Genomic DNA, 16265 nt, shown 5'->3' with positions numbered 1-16265 from the left:
ACGCGACACCCGACTTCAACTACTTTTCCGGAGCCAACATGTCGAAGCACGAGCGTTCGGTCCCGTCCTATGTAGAATACCCATACGAGCAAGCGATTCTCTACGTTCACCGGAACGCCTCCGCCAATGAGATGCTCGAATCCGTACAGGAGCGCCTCAGGGCTCTCCTCGGCCTCCTCCATGCCTTGGAAAGGATCGAAGTGCGGACAGGGCAGGGCGTTCCCATTCAGCGCGTGGCGCACATCCTGGTCACGCTCGGCGGCGATGCCCTGACGCTGCTCACGGCCGCGCACCGGGCTACCACCTCCTAACGAAGAAGGGCGCAACGGTCACGGCCGTTGCGCCCTTCCTCCAGACTGCCTCGATGAGCCTCAAGCGTTGCTCTGCGGCCGCCCCGGCAGCATCTTCAGGATGCCGTTGAGTAGCATGCCGTAGAGCGGCACGAACAGCAGAAGACTGATACTCAGCTTCACTCCGTAGTCCACCGTGGCGATTTCCACCCAGTGCTGCGCCATGAACGGATTGTCGCTGCGCCAGAACGCCACGAAGAAGAAGGTGAAGGTGTCCAGCAGGTTGCCGAGGATGGTCGAGGCGACTGGCGCGGTCCACCAGTGCCGGGAACGACGGAGGCGGTCGAATACCTGGATGTCGAGGATCTGCCCGAGCACATAGGCGAGGAAGCTTGCCAGGGATATCCGTGCGACGAAGGTGTTGAACTCCAGCAGCGCGGAGAAACCACGGAACGCCGCTTCCTGGAACAACACCGAGACCACGTAGGAGGCGATCAACGCCGGGATCATGACCCGGGCGATGACCAGCCGGGCAGGGCCCTTGCCCAGCAAGCGCACGGTGAGGTCGGTAGCCAGGAAGATGAACGGAAAGCTGAAGGCGCCCCAGGTGGTGTGCCAGCCAAACAGGGTGATCGGCAACTGCACCAGGTAGTTGCTGGCGATGATGATGAAGATGTGGAAGGCGATCAGGCCGGCCAGGGTGCCGCGCCAGGCCGCCGGAGAAGAAGCTGACATGTACTGTCCTTTTTGCGCGATGGGGTGAGGGAACCCATGCCCGGCACCATGCCGAGCGGCGCGCATTCTAGCCGATAACCGGCAGCGGTTTCGCCCACTCTGTGATCAGTGGCTCATGCCTGGGGTTCCACGTGGAACATCACCGTTCAGGCTTCGCTGAGAAAGCGCAGGCCGACGCCTTCCGCATCGACTCGCACGACTTCCATCTGCAGGATCGGCGCGTCGATCGGCAGATCCTGTACCTGGCCAGTAACGACACTGCCTGTTGGGAGCTGGGTCAGATCCGGGTGTTTGACATAGACCCCGGTGTCGGAGAGGTCGCGTGTCTGCGCCATCAGCTCGCCAAATAACGGGTGACTGATACGGATTCGGCACTTGAGCGGGGTTCGTGGGTATTGTCGTTGATTATCCATCGAGTCCCTCGGAACCTGCGGAGGAGGCGGCAGAGCTGAGCATAGTACCCGGATATGAAAAAGGCGTCTTCCGACGCCCTTTCCTCAGTACCATTTTTTCTCGCCATCCGGGCGGTTCTTGAAGCGCTTCATGCTCCACATGTACTGGCTGGGATAGGCTCGTACATACTTCGCCAACTCGCGGCTCATGGCTGCTACAGACACTTCCAGGTCCTTGTCGTACATGTCCGCCGGAGCCGCTTCGAGGATCACCTTGTAACCGCTACCATCGGGCAGGCGCACCGCATGGAAGAACACTCCACGCGCCTTGCCGCGTGAAAGCAACTGCGGGACGAATTTGCTGATCAATGCAGTGGTGCCCAGGTAGGGCACGAAGAGCCCAGCGGTACGCGCGGGCTCGGGGTCGGCGGGAATCCCTACGCAACCGCCTTTCTTCACTTCCTTGATGACACTGAGGATACCCTCCGGAGTGGAAGGTGCGACGCGATTGCCCAATTGCACGCGTTGCTTCTTCAGCAACTCGTCCACTGCCTTCAGCTTGGGCGGACGATAGAAGATGATCGGCTTGGCGTAAGAGCAATAGAAGTGGTTGAGTACTTCCCAGTTTCCCAGGTGACTGGTAATGCCGACCAGGCCATCGCCGGAAGCCAGCGCTTCCTCCAGCACTTCCATGCCTTCGACCTCGCGGATGTACCTCAGCGACTTTTCAGGCGGCCAGATCCAGGCACAGGCACTTTCGGTGAGGGTACGGCCAATATCCATCAGGCTTTGTCCGACCAGCTTTTCCAGTTCGGTTTCGGACAACTCGGGGAAGCACTTGGACAGGTTGATCCGCACTACCTCGCGGGATCGATTCGGCAATTTCCACATCAGCCAGCCTATGCCGGCCCCGACGCCTTGTACGGCACGCCAGGGCAATAGCGCGAACAGGCGTAGGGCCCCCACCACCAGGGCACCTTTGAATTTCTCCACGAAACACTCCTCGCTCGACTCGAACGCGCATTGTACGCCAGGAAGAAGGGCGAGGGCGGCAGCCAAGGAAGCGGGGCGACCAGCTATGCTGCGCGCCGATGTTCCACGTGGAACATCCGAACGCATCCATCAGGGAGCGCCCGGCTAGCCGACGAGTTGGGCGTAACGGTCGCAGTCCTGGGTATGGTCCATGACCATGCCGCTGGCCTGCATGAAGGCGTAGCAGATGGTCGGCCCGACGAAGTTGAAGCCGGCCTTGCGCAGCGCCTTGCTCATGGCCTCGGCTTCCGGGGTAATCGCCGGCACCTCGGCACGACCAGCGAAATGGTTGATCTTCGGCTGGCCGCCGACGAAGGACCAGAGGAACCCAGCCGGGTCATCCAGCTCCAGCCAGGCCTGGGCGTTCTGCCGCGCAGCGTTGAGCTTGGCCCGATTGCGAATGATGCCGGGGTCGAGCATCAGTTCGTCGATCTCAGCGTCGCTCATTTGTGCCACCCGCTGCACGTCGAAGCCGAACAGCACCTCGCGGTAGCGCTCGCGCTTCTTCAGCACGGTGATCCAGGACAACCCGGCCTGGAAGCCCTCCAGCAGCAGAAGTTCGAACAGCGCGTCGGGATCGCGCTGCGGCACACCCCACTCCTCGTCGTGGTAGGCCATGTAGAGAGGATCGTCGTTGCACCAGAAGCAGCGTGGCATAAGGCTTTCCGTGGTTTTCCAGGGATCGGGGGGACGGGCGAGGCGGCGCGGGAATCGGGTATACTTCCGCGTTTTGTATCGAAGCCTCAGCACAGGTGAATTTCGTGAGCCAGACTACGCCCGCCGTGCGCACCTTCCAAGACCTGATTCTCGCCCTGCAGAACTACTGGGCCGAGCAGGGCTGCGTGGTGCTGCAGCCCTACGACATGGAAGTGGGCGCCGGCACCTTCCACACCGCCACCTTCCTCCGCGCCATTGGCCCGGAGACCTGGAACGCCGCCTACGTCCAGCCGAGCCGCCGCCCCACCGACGGCCGCTACGGCGAGAACCCCAACCGCCTGCAGCACTACTACCAGTTTCAGGTGGTCCTGAAGCCGAACCCGGAGAACTTCCAGGAGCTGTATCTCGGCTCGCTGAAAGCCATCGGCATCGACCCGCTGGTCCACGACATCCGCTTCGTCGAGGACAACTGGGAATCGCCGACCCTCGGCGCCTGGGGCCTGGGTTGGGAAATCTGGCTGAACGGCATGGAAGTCACCCAGTTCACCTACTTCCAGCAGGTCGGCGGCATCGAGTGCTATCCGGTCACCGGCGAGATCACCTACGGCCTGGAGCGCCTGGCCATGTACCTGCAAGGCGTGGATTCGGTCTACGACCTGGTCTGGACCGACGGCCCGTTCGGCAAGGTCACCTATGGCGACGTGTTCCACCAGAACGAGGTGGAGCAATCCACTTTCAACTTCGAGCACGCCAACGTGCCGAAGCTGTTCGAACTGTTCGACTTCTACGAAAGCGAAGCCAACCGCCTGATCGCGCTGGAGCTGCCGTTGCCGACCTACGAGATGGTCCTCAAGGCTTCGCATACCTTCAACCTGCTGGATGCGCGGCGCGCCATCTCGGTCACCGAGCGCCAGCGCTACATCCTTCGCGTGCGTACCCTGGCCCGCGCCGTGGCGCAGAGCTACCTGCAGGCCCGCGCGCGCCTCGGCTTCCCCATGGCCACCCCCGAATTGCGTGACGAAGTACTGGCCAAGCTGAAGGAGGCCGAATGATGAGCGCCAAGGATTTCCTGGTCGAACTGGGCACCGAAGAGCTGCCGCCAAAAGCCCTCAACAGCCTCGGCGAAGCCTTCCTCAGCGGTATCGAGAAGGGCCTCAAGGCTGCCGGTCTGAGCTATGCCGCTGCGCGTTTCTATGCGGCGCCGCGCCGTCTCGCCGTGCTGGTCGAGCAACTCGCCGTGCAGCAGCCCGACCGTACCGTCAACCTAGACGGTCCGCCGCTGCAGGCCGCCTTCGACGCCAGCGGTAACCCGACCCAGGCCGCCCTGGGCTTCGCCAAGAAGTGCGGCGTGGATCTGCAGCAGATCGACAAGAGCGGTCCGAAGCTGCGCTTCAGCCAGACCATCGCCGGCCAACCGGCCGCCGGCCTGCTGCCGGGCATCGTCGAGGCCTCGTTGAACGAACTGCCGATTCCCAAGCGGATGCGCTGGGCAGCTCGCCGCGAGGAGTTCGTGCGTCCGACCCAATGGCTGGTGATGCTGTTCGGCGACGACGTGGTCGAGTGCGAGATCCTCGCCCAGAAAGCCGGGCGCGAATCCCGTGGCCACCGCTTCCACAATCCGGACAATGTGCGTATTTCCAGCCCGGCAGCGTATCTGGAAGACCTGCGCGGCGCTCATGTGCTGGCCGATTTCGCCGAGCGCCGCGAGCTGATCGCCAAGCGCGTGGCCGAACTGGCCGCCGAGCAACAGGGCAGCGCCATCGTGCCGCCGAGCCTGCTCGACGAAGTGACTGCACTGGTCGAGTGGCCGGTGCCGCTGGTCTGCTCCTTCGAGGAGCGCTTCCTCGAGGTCCCGCAGGAAGCCCTGATCACCACCATGCAGGACAACCAGAAATACTTCTGCCTGCTGGACGCCAACGGCAAGCTGCTGCCTCGCTTCATCACCGTCGCCAACGTCGAGAGCAAGGCGCCGGAGAACATCGTCAGCGGTAACGAGAAGGTGGTTCGCCCGCGCCTCACCGACGCCGAGTTCTTCTTCAAGCAGGACAAGAAGCAGCCGCTCGAAAGCTTCAACGAGCGCCTGCGCAACGTAGTGTTCCAGGCCCAGCTCGGCACCGTGTTCGAGAAGGCCCAGCGCGTCTCCGGCCTGGCCGCCTACATCGCCGAACGTATAGGCGGCAATGCGCAGAACGCCGCGCGCGCCGGCATCCTGTCCAAGTGTGACCTGGCGACCGAGATGGTCGGCGAGTTCCCCGAGATGCAGGGCATCGCCGGCTACTACTACGCCACCCACGGCGGCGAAGCGGAAGACGTCGCCCTGGCCCTCAACGAGCAGTACATGCCGCGCGGCGCCGGCGCCGAGCTACCCTCGACCCTGACCGGCGCCGCCGTGGCGGTGGCCGACAAGCTCGATACCCTGGTCGGTATCTTCGGCATCGGCATGCTTCCCACCGGCAGCAAGGACCCCTACGCGCTGCGCCGTGCCGCGCTGGGCGTGCTGCGCATCCTCATCGAGAAGCAGCTCGACCTGGACCTGGTAGCCGCGGTCAACGCCGCCGTCGAGCAATACGGCGACAAGGTCAAGGCCGCCGGCCTGGCCGAGCAGGTGCTGGACTTCGTGTTCGACCGTCTGCGCGCGCGCTACGAGGACGAAGGCGTGGACGTGGCCGTGTACCAGTCGGTGCGCGCGCTCAAGCCAAGCTCGCCGCTGGACTTCGACCAGCGCGTACAGGCCGTCCAGGCCTTCCGCCAGTTGCCTGAAGCCGAGGCCCTGGCCGCGGCGAACAAACGGGTGTCGAATATTCTCGCCAAGTCCGAGGACGAGGTTCCGCCGAACGTGGATGCCAGCCTGCTGGTGGAAGCCGCCGAGAAGGCCCTGGGCAGCGCCGTGGCGTACGCCGAGAGCGAAGTCGCGCCGCTGGCAGCGGCACGCGACTATCGCGCCGCGCTGGCCCGCCTGGCGGCCTTGCGCGAGCCGGTGGATACGTTCTTCGCCGATGTGATGGTCAATGTCGACGACGCGGCGGTGCGCGCCAACCGCTATGCGCTGCTGGCCAAGCTGCGCGGGTCGTTCCTCGGGGTGGCGGACATCTCGCTGCTCGGCTGAGCCAGTCCCGCCTCGAAGAAAAGGCCCGGCGTCCTCGCGACACCGGGCCTTTTTCACTACAGGACCTTCAGATACTCCAGCAGCGCGCGCTTCTCCTCGGCCGACAGGCTGGTGCCGTACTCATGGCCGCAGCGGCTGTTGCCGGAATCACGCTGCTCGCAGCCGGTGGTCTTCAGCACATAGCTGCCGAATTGGGTCTGCTGGGCGGCGAGGCCGACCTTGTCCACGTCGTAGGCCGAGCCCACCGGGAAGGATTCCACCCGCTCCGCGGCCGGCTTCAGCAACTCTTCCAGGGTCGGCACCGAGCCGTTGTGCAGGTACGGCGCCGCCGCCCAGATCCCCTGCAGGACCCGCGACTCGTAGGGGTAGGGGTCGGCCTGGGTACGCACCGGCTTCTGGAAGGCGGTCAGCAGTTGCCGGGTTTCGTCGGTCATCACGCTTTCCGGCTTGACCGCCGCCGCCTTGGCATCGTGCTTCTCACCGAGGATCGGCACGAAGTGCTGCAGGATCGAACCGGCCACCGCTACGGCGAGTACGTCGAAGGCTCCGTCGGTCGCCTTCAGCGGCTGGCCGAACGGCATCCGCGCGCCCTCCATCACGCCGGTCTGCACCTGGCCATCGAGGATGGCGTGCTGGCGGCTGTCGCTGCCGACGTCCCTCAGCGGAGTGTCCCAAAGCACCAGGTCCTTGATCCGGATGCCGTGGCACTCCACGCAGCCACCTTCGTCGGTCTTGCGGGCGAAGATCAGCGCGCCTTTCCTGGCCAGGTGCTTGTCCACCGCCCAGGGCCACTTCGGCGGGCCGATCTTCTTGATCAGGTCTTCCAGCTTGCCCAGCCCGTGGAAGTTGGCCGAGTTGACCTTCAGGTAGTCCATGCCCAGCAGGTGGAACTTGCTCTTCTGCGGGTGGAAGGTGGCGAACACCCCGTAGACCTCGCCGACATTGCGCGCCAGGCCGAGCAGGTCGTTGCCGTTGGCGGCGAAGCCGGGCCACTGGGTCTTGTTCTGCCGCGCCGCGTTCCACAGGAACGGGTAGCGCACCGGCGCATCCGCCGCCTTGATGTTGTCGGGAATCAGGTAGGGCGGCGCGGTGCCGATATCCAGCCCGGTAAGGCGGTTGAAGATCATCGATACCGCGTCCAGCCGCGCCGGTCCCCAGGTGTCCTTGGGCAGCGCGCGCTCGATCAGCGTGTGATAGGGCTCGTACCATTCCTTCACCGCCGCGAGCAGGGCGTCGCGCGCACCGGGAGGCGGATTGGCCCCGAGGATCTGCTTGGCGAAGGCGTCGAAGGCGGCGTCATCGCTGGTCAGCGGTCCCACGGCCCGATCGAGGTCGGCGAGGAATGCCTGGAAGTCGACGATCGCCGGACCGCCGTCGATCCGATAGGCCGTGCCCTTCACCTCGATCTGCCGGGTATGGCAGGCCGAACAGGTCATGCCGACCATCTGCCGGGCGCCCGTGCCGGCTACGGTGAAGCCCACCGGCAGGCCTTCCGCGGGCGCCTTGGGATTGGGCAAATAGCCGTAGCGGGCCAGGCTGTCGGCGAGGAAAGGCGTTCCATCCGGCTGTCGCAACGCCTTGAGCCAGGGCAGGGGCATCACCTGCGAGCCCTGGTCGCGGCTGTAGAAGTCCTGGCGGTGGCTTTCGGTCCATTCCTTGCCCTGGTCGAGCATGACCGGAGCGGCCGCCAGGGCGGCGGAAGAAAGAGCCAGGGAAGCGAGGGACAAGCTTGAAAGGTGCAGTGTCTTTTTCAGGCGTTTCACGGTTACCGTCCTTGGGAACGGGCAGACGCCCCGGAACTCCCCGTCGTCATGCCCGCTCCACCTGTGGTGGAAACACGGCCGGTCGGCCGTGCTGGCATGCGATAGGCGCTTACTGCGTTACTCCGGTGATCCACCCGCCAAGGGGTTCGCACGTACTCCGAGACACCCACTGCTGCGTGCCAAATGACTCCCTGGCCTGGGATTGCCATTCCATTGCCATTATTGAATCTAGTACAGATTGTCCAGCGTAGGGGGCTCGTCGATCCATCCGCGATGCTCCGGCTGGCTGAGGTAGAATCGATCCTTTCCGTTCATGGCCAACTGCGCATCGATGTCCCGTTCCCTGCTGATTCTCGACCGCGATGGAGTCATCAACCTCGACTCCGACGATTACATCAAGACCCTCGACGAGTGGATCCCCATCCCCAGCTCGATCGAGGCCATCGCCCGCCTGAGCAAGGCCGGCTGGACCGTCGCGGTGGCTACCAACCAGTCCGGCATCGCCCGTGGCTATTACGACCTGGCGGTGCTCGAGGCCATGCACGCGCGCTTGCGCGAACTGGTCGCGGAGCAGGGCGGCGAGGTCGGCCTCATCGTCTATTGTCCGCATGGACCGGACGACGGCTGCGACTGCCGCAAGCCGAAGCCGGGTATGCTGCGGCAGATCGGCGAGCACTACGGGGTCGATCTGTCGGGTATCTGGTTCGTCGGCGACAGCATCGGTGACCTGGAGGCGGCGCGGGCCGTCGATTGTCAGCCGGTGTTGGTAAAGACCGGAAAAGGTGTACGTACGCTGGGCAAGCCCTTGCCAGAGGGCACCCTGATATTCGACGATCTGGCGGCAGTCGCCAGCGCATTACTTCAGTAAGGTCAGAATACATGTCGACAGTGCAGGCCATCAGAACCGTCCTCTTTTACCTGCTGCTGTCCGCCAGCGCGTTCGTCTGGGGCACCCTCAGCTTCTTCATCGCGCCGATCCTGCCGTTCCGCGCCCGCTACCGCTTCGTGGTACAGAACTGGTGCCGCTTCGCGATCTGGCTGACCCGCGTGGTCGCCGGCATCAGCTACGAGGTGCGCGGACTGGAGAACATCCCGGAAAAGCCCTGCGTGATCCTCTCCAAGCACCAGAGCACCTGGGAAACCTTCTTCCTCTCCGGCTTCTTCGAGCCACTCAGCCAGGTACTCAAGCGCGAGCTGCTCTACGTGCCGTTCTTCGGCTGGGCCCTGGCCCTGCTCAAGCCCATCGCCATCGACCGCAGCCAGCCCAAGCTGGCCCTCAAGCAACTGGCCAAGCAGGGCGACGAGTGCCTGAAGAAAGGCGCCTGGGTGCTGATCTTCCCGGAAGGCACGCGTATTCCGGTGGGGCAGATGGGCAAGTTCTCCCGCGGCGGCACCGCCCTGGCGGTCAACGCCGGGCTACCGGTACTGCCGATCGCCCACAACGCCGGGCAGTATTGGCCCAAGGCCGGCTGGGCCAAGTACCCGGGCACCATCCAGGTAGTGATCGGCCCGGCCATGCACGCCGAAGGCGAAGGCCCGCGTGCCATCGCCGAGCTAAACCAGCGCGCCGAAGCCTGGGTCAGCGAGACCATGGCCGAGATCAGCCCCATCCAGCAGCGGGTCAGCCATCCGGAGCCGTCGGTGGTCTCGTGAAGGGCCGCAAAGCCCCCTGCAAGGCGCACTGTGCGCCGATTCGATAAAAGAAGCCCCGCCATAGCGGGGCTTCTTGTTTTCACGCGAGGCACAAAGCAAGGCCGGTTGGCAACGATCGACCGAATCGACCGGCGTCCGCTGCCCACACATGGAGCCGTGGGTTTATGGAGAGCTAGTGGTTCTCGCCCTCGCAGTCTCGGGATAGATTGGCCTGGTCATGCACCAGAACATTCTGGCCATCCAAACCCTGCTCAGCGGCCAGACCCAGATAAGCGAGCTACGCCTCCGCACGATCATTGGGCTGGAACATGAAAACGCAGAGCTTAAAGCCATGCTTCGAGCCCATGAAGCGCAGTTGATACAGCTTTCAAGACGCATTGAAGTGAGTGAATCCGGCAACGAGCGAGCACTGGCCGTGCAGACAAGAATTTAATGTTGTAGTGGCTGTTTGCCTTTACCTACAAGGTCGGTCTGGATAATGTGATAGACGACACAGGCCCACTCCTATGAGGTAGTGCGCGCCCTACACGCCACGATTTGTGCAGGTCTGGGCTGTGTCCTCACGGAATTGGTATGGAAATGGATTGGGAAGCGCTGTTAGACGAACTGTGGAGCTATGCCGCATCGGATCCAAATGAGCTGGAGACGAAGATTCGCGCGTGCTTGAAAGGTCATTCCTCAGAAGGTCTGCTTCAAGCAGTTGCGCTTCTAATTTCCCAAGGGCAGCACGCCACCGCCCGAACGCTTCTCAGTGAGTTCCTTAAAAGCCACCAGGCAGCAGCAGGTATCGGCCGCCGTCTTGAGCTCATTCTGCATTTCAAGAAAAGTCGCGCCCCCCAACCCCTTTCGCTTAAGAGCAAGCAACACAACAAAGAGACTCTGCTACAAGACGTCAATCACCTCGTCGCCGCTGGCAAATTGCAAGCGGCTGAGTCACTCCTGCTTGAGGCTATCGATACAAGCGAAGAGCCTGACTTTCTGAACCTACTCAGCCGCGTGTACATGCTGCAACGCCGCCCTATTGACGGGGCCAAGGCAATGCAACGTGCACTACTGCTAAAACGCCAACAAGAGGCTTTTGTAGAGCCAGATCTAGATTCAGAAGACGACTTACCGACAGCTAGCGACCTGGCATTTCTAAATGACTCAGCCACGTCATTGGCGACACTGGAACTCCCATCGGTGCCCAGTGCCCAGACCTCGACTGTGGCAGTCGACAACGAGCTCAGTTTCATTCAACAGGCTTCTGCCCAGCTCCCTCCCTTAAACCAGGACGGTTGGTGGGAAAACCATGTTGAACCCGCCTCTATTGAAACGACTGAACTCACCGATGCTGGTGAGGAGACCGACGCTCTTGATGCAGCCCCGGCCATTACAGAAGATGTGGTGGAACAGGTAGATGAAGACGAGACCTCTTCACCAACTCCTAAAAAGCCCCTTCTCAAACTTGGCTTGCCAAGAAAACCCACTGAGCCCGGCGAATCGAAGGCCAGCGTCAAAGTATTCAATAAATCGGGACGACCTCTAAGAATGATCCCTACATCACCGTTGAGCCCACCGGGGCCAGACACTGATGAGCTACCCGAGCCGCCGGATACTGCTCCAGTATCCGAAGAACCTGTCATCCCCTCCGAGGTTCATGACGAGATCCTCGACGAGTACGATGATGATCTTCCTCAAGATGAACTTGAGCTGGACGTACCTAGTCCGGTGCAAATGGGCCTGGGGCTTGAAGACCCTGAAGATGACATCGACTTCGATCATGACCTGCATGATCTGACCATCATCGAGCTGGGCAAAGAACACGACGGGGACACCAACGCCGCTCTGGATGACTTCCGTGATCTAGACGATGACTACGCTGCCTATGCCTTTGACCCGGATGAAGTCTTCGACAATGAGGAGCCGTCAGCAGCCGAATCCACTGATTGGCTGGCAGACAAGCTTTCCCGTGAAGATCGCGCACTTCAGAAAGCTGCGGAACTGATTGGAAAAGCCAACTGGCCACTCAGCACACTGCCCTTGGTTCAGCAGATTTTTGTCATGAGCGGCTGGGGGGCAACTCGTCTTGCATTGGAGAGAGAGATCGAAAAGGGGCTCACTCCTGAGGAGCTGATCCTTGCTGCGCACATCAAAGTGATCTGGGCCGAAAACGATATCTACTGGATCGCCTTCGATAAAACCGGCAGTAGTCGCCTGTCCTACTACGTTCTGTCCTGGCCGACAGCGCTGCTGATCGTGCGCTCCTTTGAGTCGCTTCCCCAGGTAGAAGAGATCGAGGTCTTCCTCGAAAACCTATTTGCGTCCTGGTACGAAAACAGCACATTGCGCCGCGCGTTTAAAGCCTTTGCACGCTACCTATGGTTCAGGTTTGCCAACCTGGAAGGTTGCTTGCCCGCCAGCCAGCACTTTGATTTCCATGATCCTCGCGAGCTACCAGCTGAGGAATACGGTGATCTGGGACTTTGCGACACGCTAGAAATCGAGAAGGCCGAGCGCCTGCGGGAATTTGGTGTTTTCCAGACAAAGCATCCCCAGGAGCCCAGTTGCTACTTCAGTGACAAGCCCTATGTCAGAGAAGAAGAGCCAAGCCTTAATGCCTCAGGGAAAAGAAAGCAGGTGAAGGCTGATCCCGCAGACACAGAACCTCTTTCAGATATCGAGGATGACACCGCAGGTATCGACGGTGTTGAAGAGGATTCGGCTGTGCCTCAATGGTCAGCTGCACCGCTCGCATCTGCCTTGCACACACAGAATATCGACCAACCTTCGCCAAGCATTGAGCCGTAAGGATAAAGGACTAGCCCATGAAGCCCCTCAAACTCTCCCACGTTCCTGGTTGCTGGGTCAGCCAGACTCTACCCAGCGGCCAGGGCGAACGCCGGGGTATCGTCAAAATGGCCATTGCTAAAGAAGCCGAAGATCAGCTTCAGGTTCACTGGTTCAGTCCGGAGAAGAAACTGGCCTATGTCGATGCATCTGCCGTGCGCTCAGGCTTTCAAAATGGCATGGACGTAGTCGACGAAACACCTGGTAGCGGTGTTCGCTCACTAGGGCAGGGCGTGATCATGCAGCAACGTACCTTGGCGGGAAGCGAGCAAGTCCTTGTCGACTTTCCTGAGCGAGGCGAACGCCATTGGCTGCCCTATCAGTACCTGCGTCAGGTGAAGGGCGTTAAGCATCGGTTTGTCACTGCCAGTAAAGGCGAAGCGGTCGATGCGGAACGCATGCGACTGCGCATGCTCGCCCATGCCATCAAGGTATGGAATGAAAACACGGGGGCCCTTTCTCACCTAGAGATTGAACCGCTACCTCATCAGATTCACTTGGTACACCACATTATCGCCTCCGGCAACTACAACTGGTTGATCGCTGACGATGTGGGCCTTGGGAAAACCATTGAGACCGGAATGCTCCTGCATGCGCTACGGCAACGAGACCTGATCAAACGCATCTTGCTGGTTACCCCCGCCGGCCTGACCAAGCAGTGGCAGGAAGAGCTGTACCACAAGTTCAAGATCGAAGACTTTGAAATCTATGGTGAGGACTTTTTCATCAACGAACCTCGCCAATGGAAGATGCACGACTGTGTCATTGGCTCCATGGATCGACTCAAGCAGGAGGGTCACTTGGAGAGCCTGCTCCAGGCTGAGCTCTGGGATCTGGTGATATTTGACGAAGGCCATCGACTCAGCCGTCGCCAGTACGGCCAGAAGCTGGACAGCTCTGAGCGCTATGACCTGGCGAAAAGCCTACGTAGTCAAACCGAGCACATGCTTTTGCTAAGTGCGACCCCTCACCAGGGCATGCAAGACAAGTTTGTCGCGCTGCTGGAACTGCTTCGCCCCGAGCGACGCACCGACCTCATGGCTCTCAACATCAAGCCAGAAATCCTACATGACATGGTGTTCCGCAATCACAAGGCGGATGTAACGGATGCAGAAGGGAACTTCATCTTCCAAGGCAAAATTACCAGTGCCTTGCAGGTGCCCAGCAGTAAGGAATCCATCGAATTCGATAAAACCCTTCAGGACTATCTGCGCAAAGGCTATGACGCGGGTGAAGCACTGGGGCGAACCGGTAACGCCATTGGTTTCGTGATGACCGTCTACCGCAAGCTGGCAGCCTCCAGCGCGGCGGCTATTCACCGGGCGTTGTGCAACCGCCTTCAGCGCCTGCTCGACGATGAGGCCAACGGACTCTCGGATGAAGAGCCCAGAGACCAACGTTATCTGGGTGAATGGGAAGAACAGTTCACCAGTGATGCCCGCGAGTTCTTCGCTGGTGAAGTGCAGCTGCTTAAAGACTTGATTGCCGAAGCAGCAGCACTGAAAGCAAACGACCTCAAACTAAAGCTGTTTATCGAGGACATCATCGGCAAGATCCACGCTGCCAATGCCGATGAGAAGGTGCTGATCTTTACCGAATACCGCACCACTCAAAACTATCTGCGCGAAGCACTTGCTGACCACTATGGCAGCGACCAGGTCGAGCTCATCAATGGCTCCATGCAACATGCTGAGCGACGCGAGGCCATCAAGCGCTTCGAGGAGCAAGGCCGCTTTCTGATTTCGACCGAAGCAGGTGGGGAAGGCATCAACCTCCAGAGCAAATGCCACGTCATGGTCAACTATGACCTGCCCTGGAACCCAATGCGCCTCGTACAACGCATTGGCCGCCTGTATCGCTATGGCCAGAAAAAGAAGGTTGTTGTGTTCAACATCCAGCAAACCGACAGCCTGGATCAGAACATCGTCGACCTAATGTATGAGCGCATCGACAGCGTGGTTACCGACCTCGCCGAGATTCAGCGGCATGAGTTCAACGAAGGCTTGAAGGATGAAATCCTAGGCCAGCTGGCCGAGCTAATTGACGTAGAAGACATCCTGCAAGAGGCAACAAAACTCGGCATAGACCGCACCCGTGAGCGCATCGACGAAGCGCTGAAGCAGGCGCGTACTGCTGCTGCTAAACAACGAGAGCTGTTTGCCCATGCCGCCACCAGCGACCCCAATGAACTGCGCGATGAGCTCGAAATTACTGTCGATCATCTCTACAGCTTCGTCCTTGGGATGTTCGATCAATTGGGCATTGAGGTCGCTGAGCGCAGCCACAAAGAGCGGCTTTTGCGTATCAGATTGTCCGAGCAGGTGATGCGCGACATGGGGCTATCCCCGAAGGCCTCGCGGCGTATGGATGTGACCTTGGATCGCATGCTGGCAGCCAATCGCCCAGACACCCACATGCTCGACCTCAACTCCAAGCTGATGCAGTACCTGCTGGGCAAAGCCTGCGAGTACGACTTTGGCGGTCTGGCTGCAATGCTCAAAGCACCAGAACTAGAAGAGGGTGCTCTGCTTGGAGCCATGCTGCGCTGGCAAGGCCCTCAGGGAAAACGGATGCGGCAAGAGTTTGTAGCCATTCAGGTGAACGATGGCAAAGCCAAGCTGAACCCTGCAAAGGCCAGCCAATGGCTGCTGACACCTGCCGAGCACAGCCCCCAGAGCCCCGATACTGATACCTCCAAATTGCTGTTCAAAGTCGCTGAAGAAATGGCTAACCAGCGACTGGCTAATGCCAGTAACCGCTATCTAATACCCGAGAATTTGGACTGGGCCTCCGCAGGATGGACACACATCCACTAGCCCGAAAAGATCTCTTGCCCCTGTAAATCAACAGGTTACTGATGACCTGCCCCCCGATTTCAGTATCACGTCAAACTTAGTAGAGTCCGTTTTCCGAGCAGGAGACGGCAGTGAAAAAGCGTTTTACCGAAGAGCAGATTCTCGACTTCCTCAAGCAGGCGGAGGCCGGTGTGCCGGTGAAGGAACTGTGTCGCCGACACGGCTTCAGTGATGCCTCGTTCTACACTTGGCGGGCGAAGTTTGGCGGTATGACCGTGGCGGACGCCAAACGGTTGAAGGATCTTGAACTGGAAAATAGCCGATTGAAGAAGTTGCTCGCCGAGGCCCACCTCGACATCGAGTCGCTGAAAGTGGTCGCCCGGGGAAAAGGGTAAGCCCGACAGCACGGCGGGAGGCGGTGCAGGAGATGCAGGCGCGAACCGGCATCTCCGAGCGTCGTGCCTGTCAGTTGATCGGGCTGTCCCGCTCGGTGTTGCGCTACCAGCCGCGAGCCAGTGTGCAAAACACCGAGCTGCAAGCCCAACTGGTGGAACTGGCCCAAGAGCGCCGGCGCTTTGGCTATCGCCGCCTGCACATCCTGCTGCGGCGTGCTGGCGTGCAGGTCAACCACAAGCGGATCTATCGCCTGTACCGCGCTGCCGGCTTGATGGTGAAACGGCGGCGCCGCCGCCATGGCGTCGCGGTGGAGCGCGAACGTCTGAGTTTGCCGAGCGCACCAAACCAGGTCTGGTCGATGGACTTCGTCTTCGATGCACTGAGCACCGGGCGGCGGATCAAATGCCTGACGGTGGTCGATGACTTCACCAAGGAGTCGGTCGGCATCCTGGTGGAGCACGGTATCAGCGGCTTTCGCGTCACACGGGCGCTGGACGAGATGGCGCGGTTTCGCGGCTACCCGAAAGCGAGCCGCACCGACCAAGGGCCCGAGTTCACCGGCAAGGCACTCGATCAATGGGCCTATCAGCGCGACATCAAGCTGAAGCTGATTCAGC

Annotated in this window: 13 protein-coding genes and 1 pseudogene; 9 read left to right on the top strand and 5 right to left on the bottom strand. The window is 60.8% G+C overall.

Annotated elements, in window-relative coordinates; genetic code table 11:
* Positions 1-38: 38 nt before the first annotated feature.
* Positions 39-311 (top strand): hypothetical protein, encoded by a 273-nt coding sequence (locus tag HMPREF2914_RS13195; RefSeq protein ID WP_003142201.1) that lies wholly within the window; start codon positions 39-41, stop codon positions 309-311.
* A 60-nt stretch (positions 312-371) separates the two neighbouring features.
* Here HMPREF2914_RS13195 and HMPREF2914_RS13190 read toward each other — a convergent pair whose 3' ends face one another.
* The 4 genes from HMPREF2914_RS13190 to HMPREF2914_RS13175 all read right to left on the bottom strand — a co-directional run bounded on the left by HMPREF2914_RS13190 (position 372) and on the right by HMPREF2914_RS13175 (position 3106).
* The gene (locus HMPREF2914_RS13190; protein WP_003097286.1) at positions 372-1025 is read right to left on the bottom strand and encodes a 7-cyano-7-deazaguanine/7-aminomethyl-7-deazaguanine transporter; all 654 of its coding nucleotides are present in this window, start codon (positions 1023-1025) and stop codon (positions 372-374) included.
* Positions 1026-1171: 146 nt separating this feature from the next.
* Entirely contained in the window at positions 1172-1438 is a 267-nt protein-coding gene (locus tag HMPREF2914_RS13185; RefSeq protein WP_003114645.1) for a PilZ domain-containing protein, read from the bottom strand.
* Between the two features lie 84 nt (positions 1439-1522).
* Positions 1523-2410 (bottom strand): lysophospholipid acyltransferase, encoded by an 888-nt coding sequence (locus tag HMPREF2914_RS13180; RefSeq protein ID WP_003097282.1) that lies wholly within the window; start codon positions 2408-2410, stop codon positions 1523-1525.
* Positions 2411-2554: 144 nt separating this feature from the next.
* On the bottom strand, positions 2555-3106 hold the full coding sequence (locus tag HMPREF2914_RS13175) for a DNA-3-methyladenine glycosylase I (RefSeq protein ID WP_003097280.1): 552 nt from the start codon (positions 3104-3106) through the stop codon (positions 2555-2557).
* A gap of 104 nt (positions 3107-3210) precedes the next feature.
* Between HMPREF2914_RS13175 and glyQ the strand changes: the two genes are divergently transcribed.
* Together glyQ and glyS are read left to right on the top strand one after the other, a co-directional pair.
* The gene (glyQ, locus tag HMPREF2914_RS13170) at positions 3211-4158 is read left to right on the top strand and encodes a glycine--tRNA ligase subunit alpha (protein WP_003097276.1); all 948 of its coding nucleotides are present in this window, start codon (positions 3211-3213) and stop codon (positions 4156-4158) included.
* Positions 4158-6212: a glycine--tRNA ligase subunit beta gene (gene glyS, locus HMPREF2914_RS13165; protein WP_023980069.1), complete on the top strand. Its 2055-nt coding sequence runs from the start codon at positions 4158-4160 to the stop codon at positions 6210-6212. Before glyQ ends, glyS begins: the two co-directional genes overlap by 1 nt.
* Before the next feature lie 56 nt (positions 6213-6268).
* On the opposite strand, the gene HMPREF2914_RS13160 is transcribed toward glyS, so the two are convergent.
* Positions 6269-7975: a di-heme-cytochrome C peroxidase gene (locus HMPREF2914_RS13160; RefSeq protein WP_019485166.1), complete on the bottom strand. Its 1707-nt coding sequence runs from the start codon at positions 7973-7975 to the stop codon at positions 6269-6271.
* Positions 7976-8306: 331 nt separating this feature from the next.
* Between HMPREF2914_RS13160 and gmhB the strand changes: the two genes are divergently transcribed.
* The 6 genes and pseudogenes from gmhB to HMPREF2914_RS13120 all read left to right on the top strand — a co-directional run.
* Positions 8307-8843 carry a D-glycero-beta-D-manno-heptose 1,7-bisphosphate 7-phosphatase gene (gene gmhB, locus HMPREF2914_RS13155; RefSeq protein WP_023092222.1) on the top strand — a complete coding sequence of 179 codons (537 nt, stop codon included), beginning with the start codon at positions 8307-8309 and terminating at the stop codon, positions 8841-8843.
* A gap of 11 nt (positions 8844-8854) precedes the next feature.
* Positions 8855-9628 (top strand): lysophospholipid acyltransferase family protein, encoded by a 774-nt coding sequence (locus tag HMPREF2914_RS13150; protein WP_019485165.1) that lies wholly within the window; start codon positions 8855-8857, stop codon positions 9626-9628.
* Between the two features lie 217 nt (positions 9629-9845).
* Positions 9846-10061, top strand: a complete 216-nt coding sequence (locus HMPREF2914_RS13145) for a hypothetical protein (protein WP_016852303.1) — start codon at positions 9846-9848, stop codon at positions 10059-10061.
* A gap of 140 nt (positions 10062-10201) precedes the next feature.
* Positions 10202-12418, top strand: coding sequence for a hypothetical protein (locus HMPREF2914_RS31540; protein WP_083323302.1), 2217 nt, complete (start codon positions 10202-10204; stop codon positions 12416-12418).
* Between the two features lie 437 nt (positions 12419-12855).
* Positions 12856-15273, top strand: coding sequence for a DEAD/DEAH box helicase (locus tag HMPREF2914_RS13130; RefSeq protein WP_049311444.1), 2418 nt, complete (start codon positions 12856-12858; stop codon positions 15271-15273).
* Between the two features lie 110 nt (positions 15274-15383).
* Positions 15384-16265 (top strand): annotated as a pseudogene (locus HMPREF2914_RS13120) (IS3-like element ISPa32 family transposase); the annotation flags it as partial.

Origin of the sequence: Pseudomonas sp. HMSC067G02 (assembly GCF_001813485.1) — a bacterium.
Lineage (GTDB): Bacteria > Pseudomonadota > Gammaproteobacteria > Pseudomonadales > Pseudomonadaceae > Pseudomonas > Pseudomonas aeruginosa.
The sequence above is the reverse complement of the archived record's forward strand: the minus strand, read 5'-3'. Positions and strand labels throughout refer to the sequence as shown.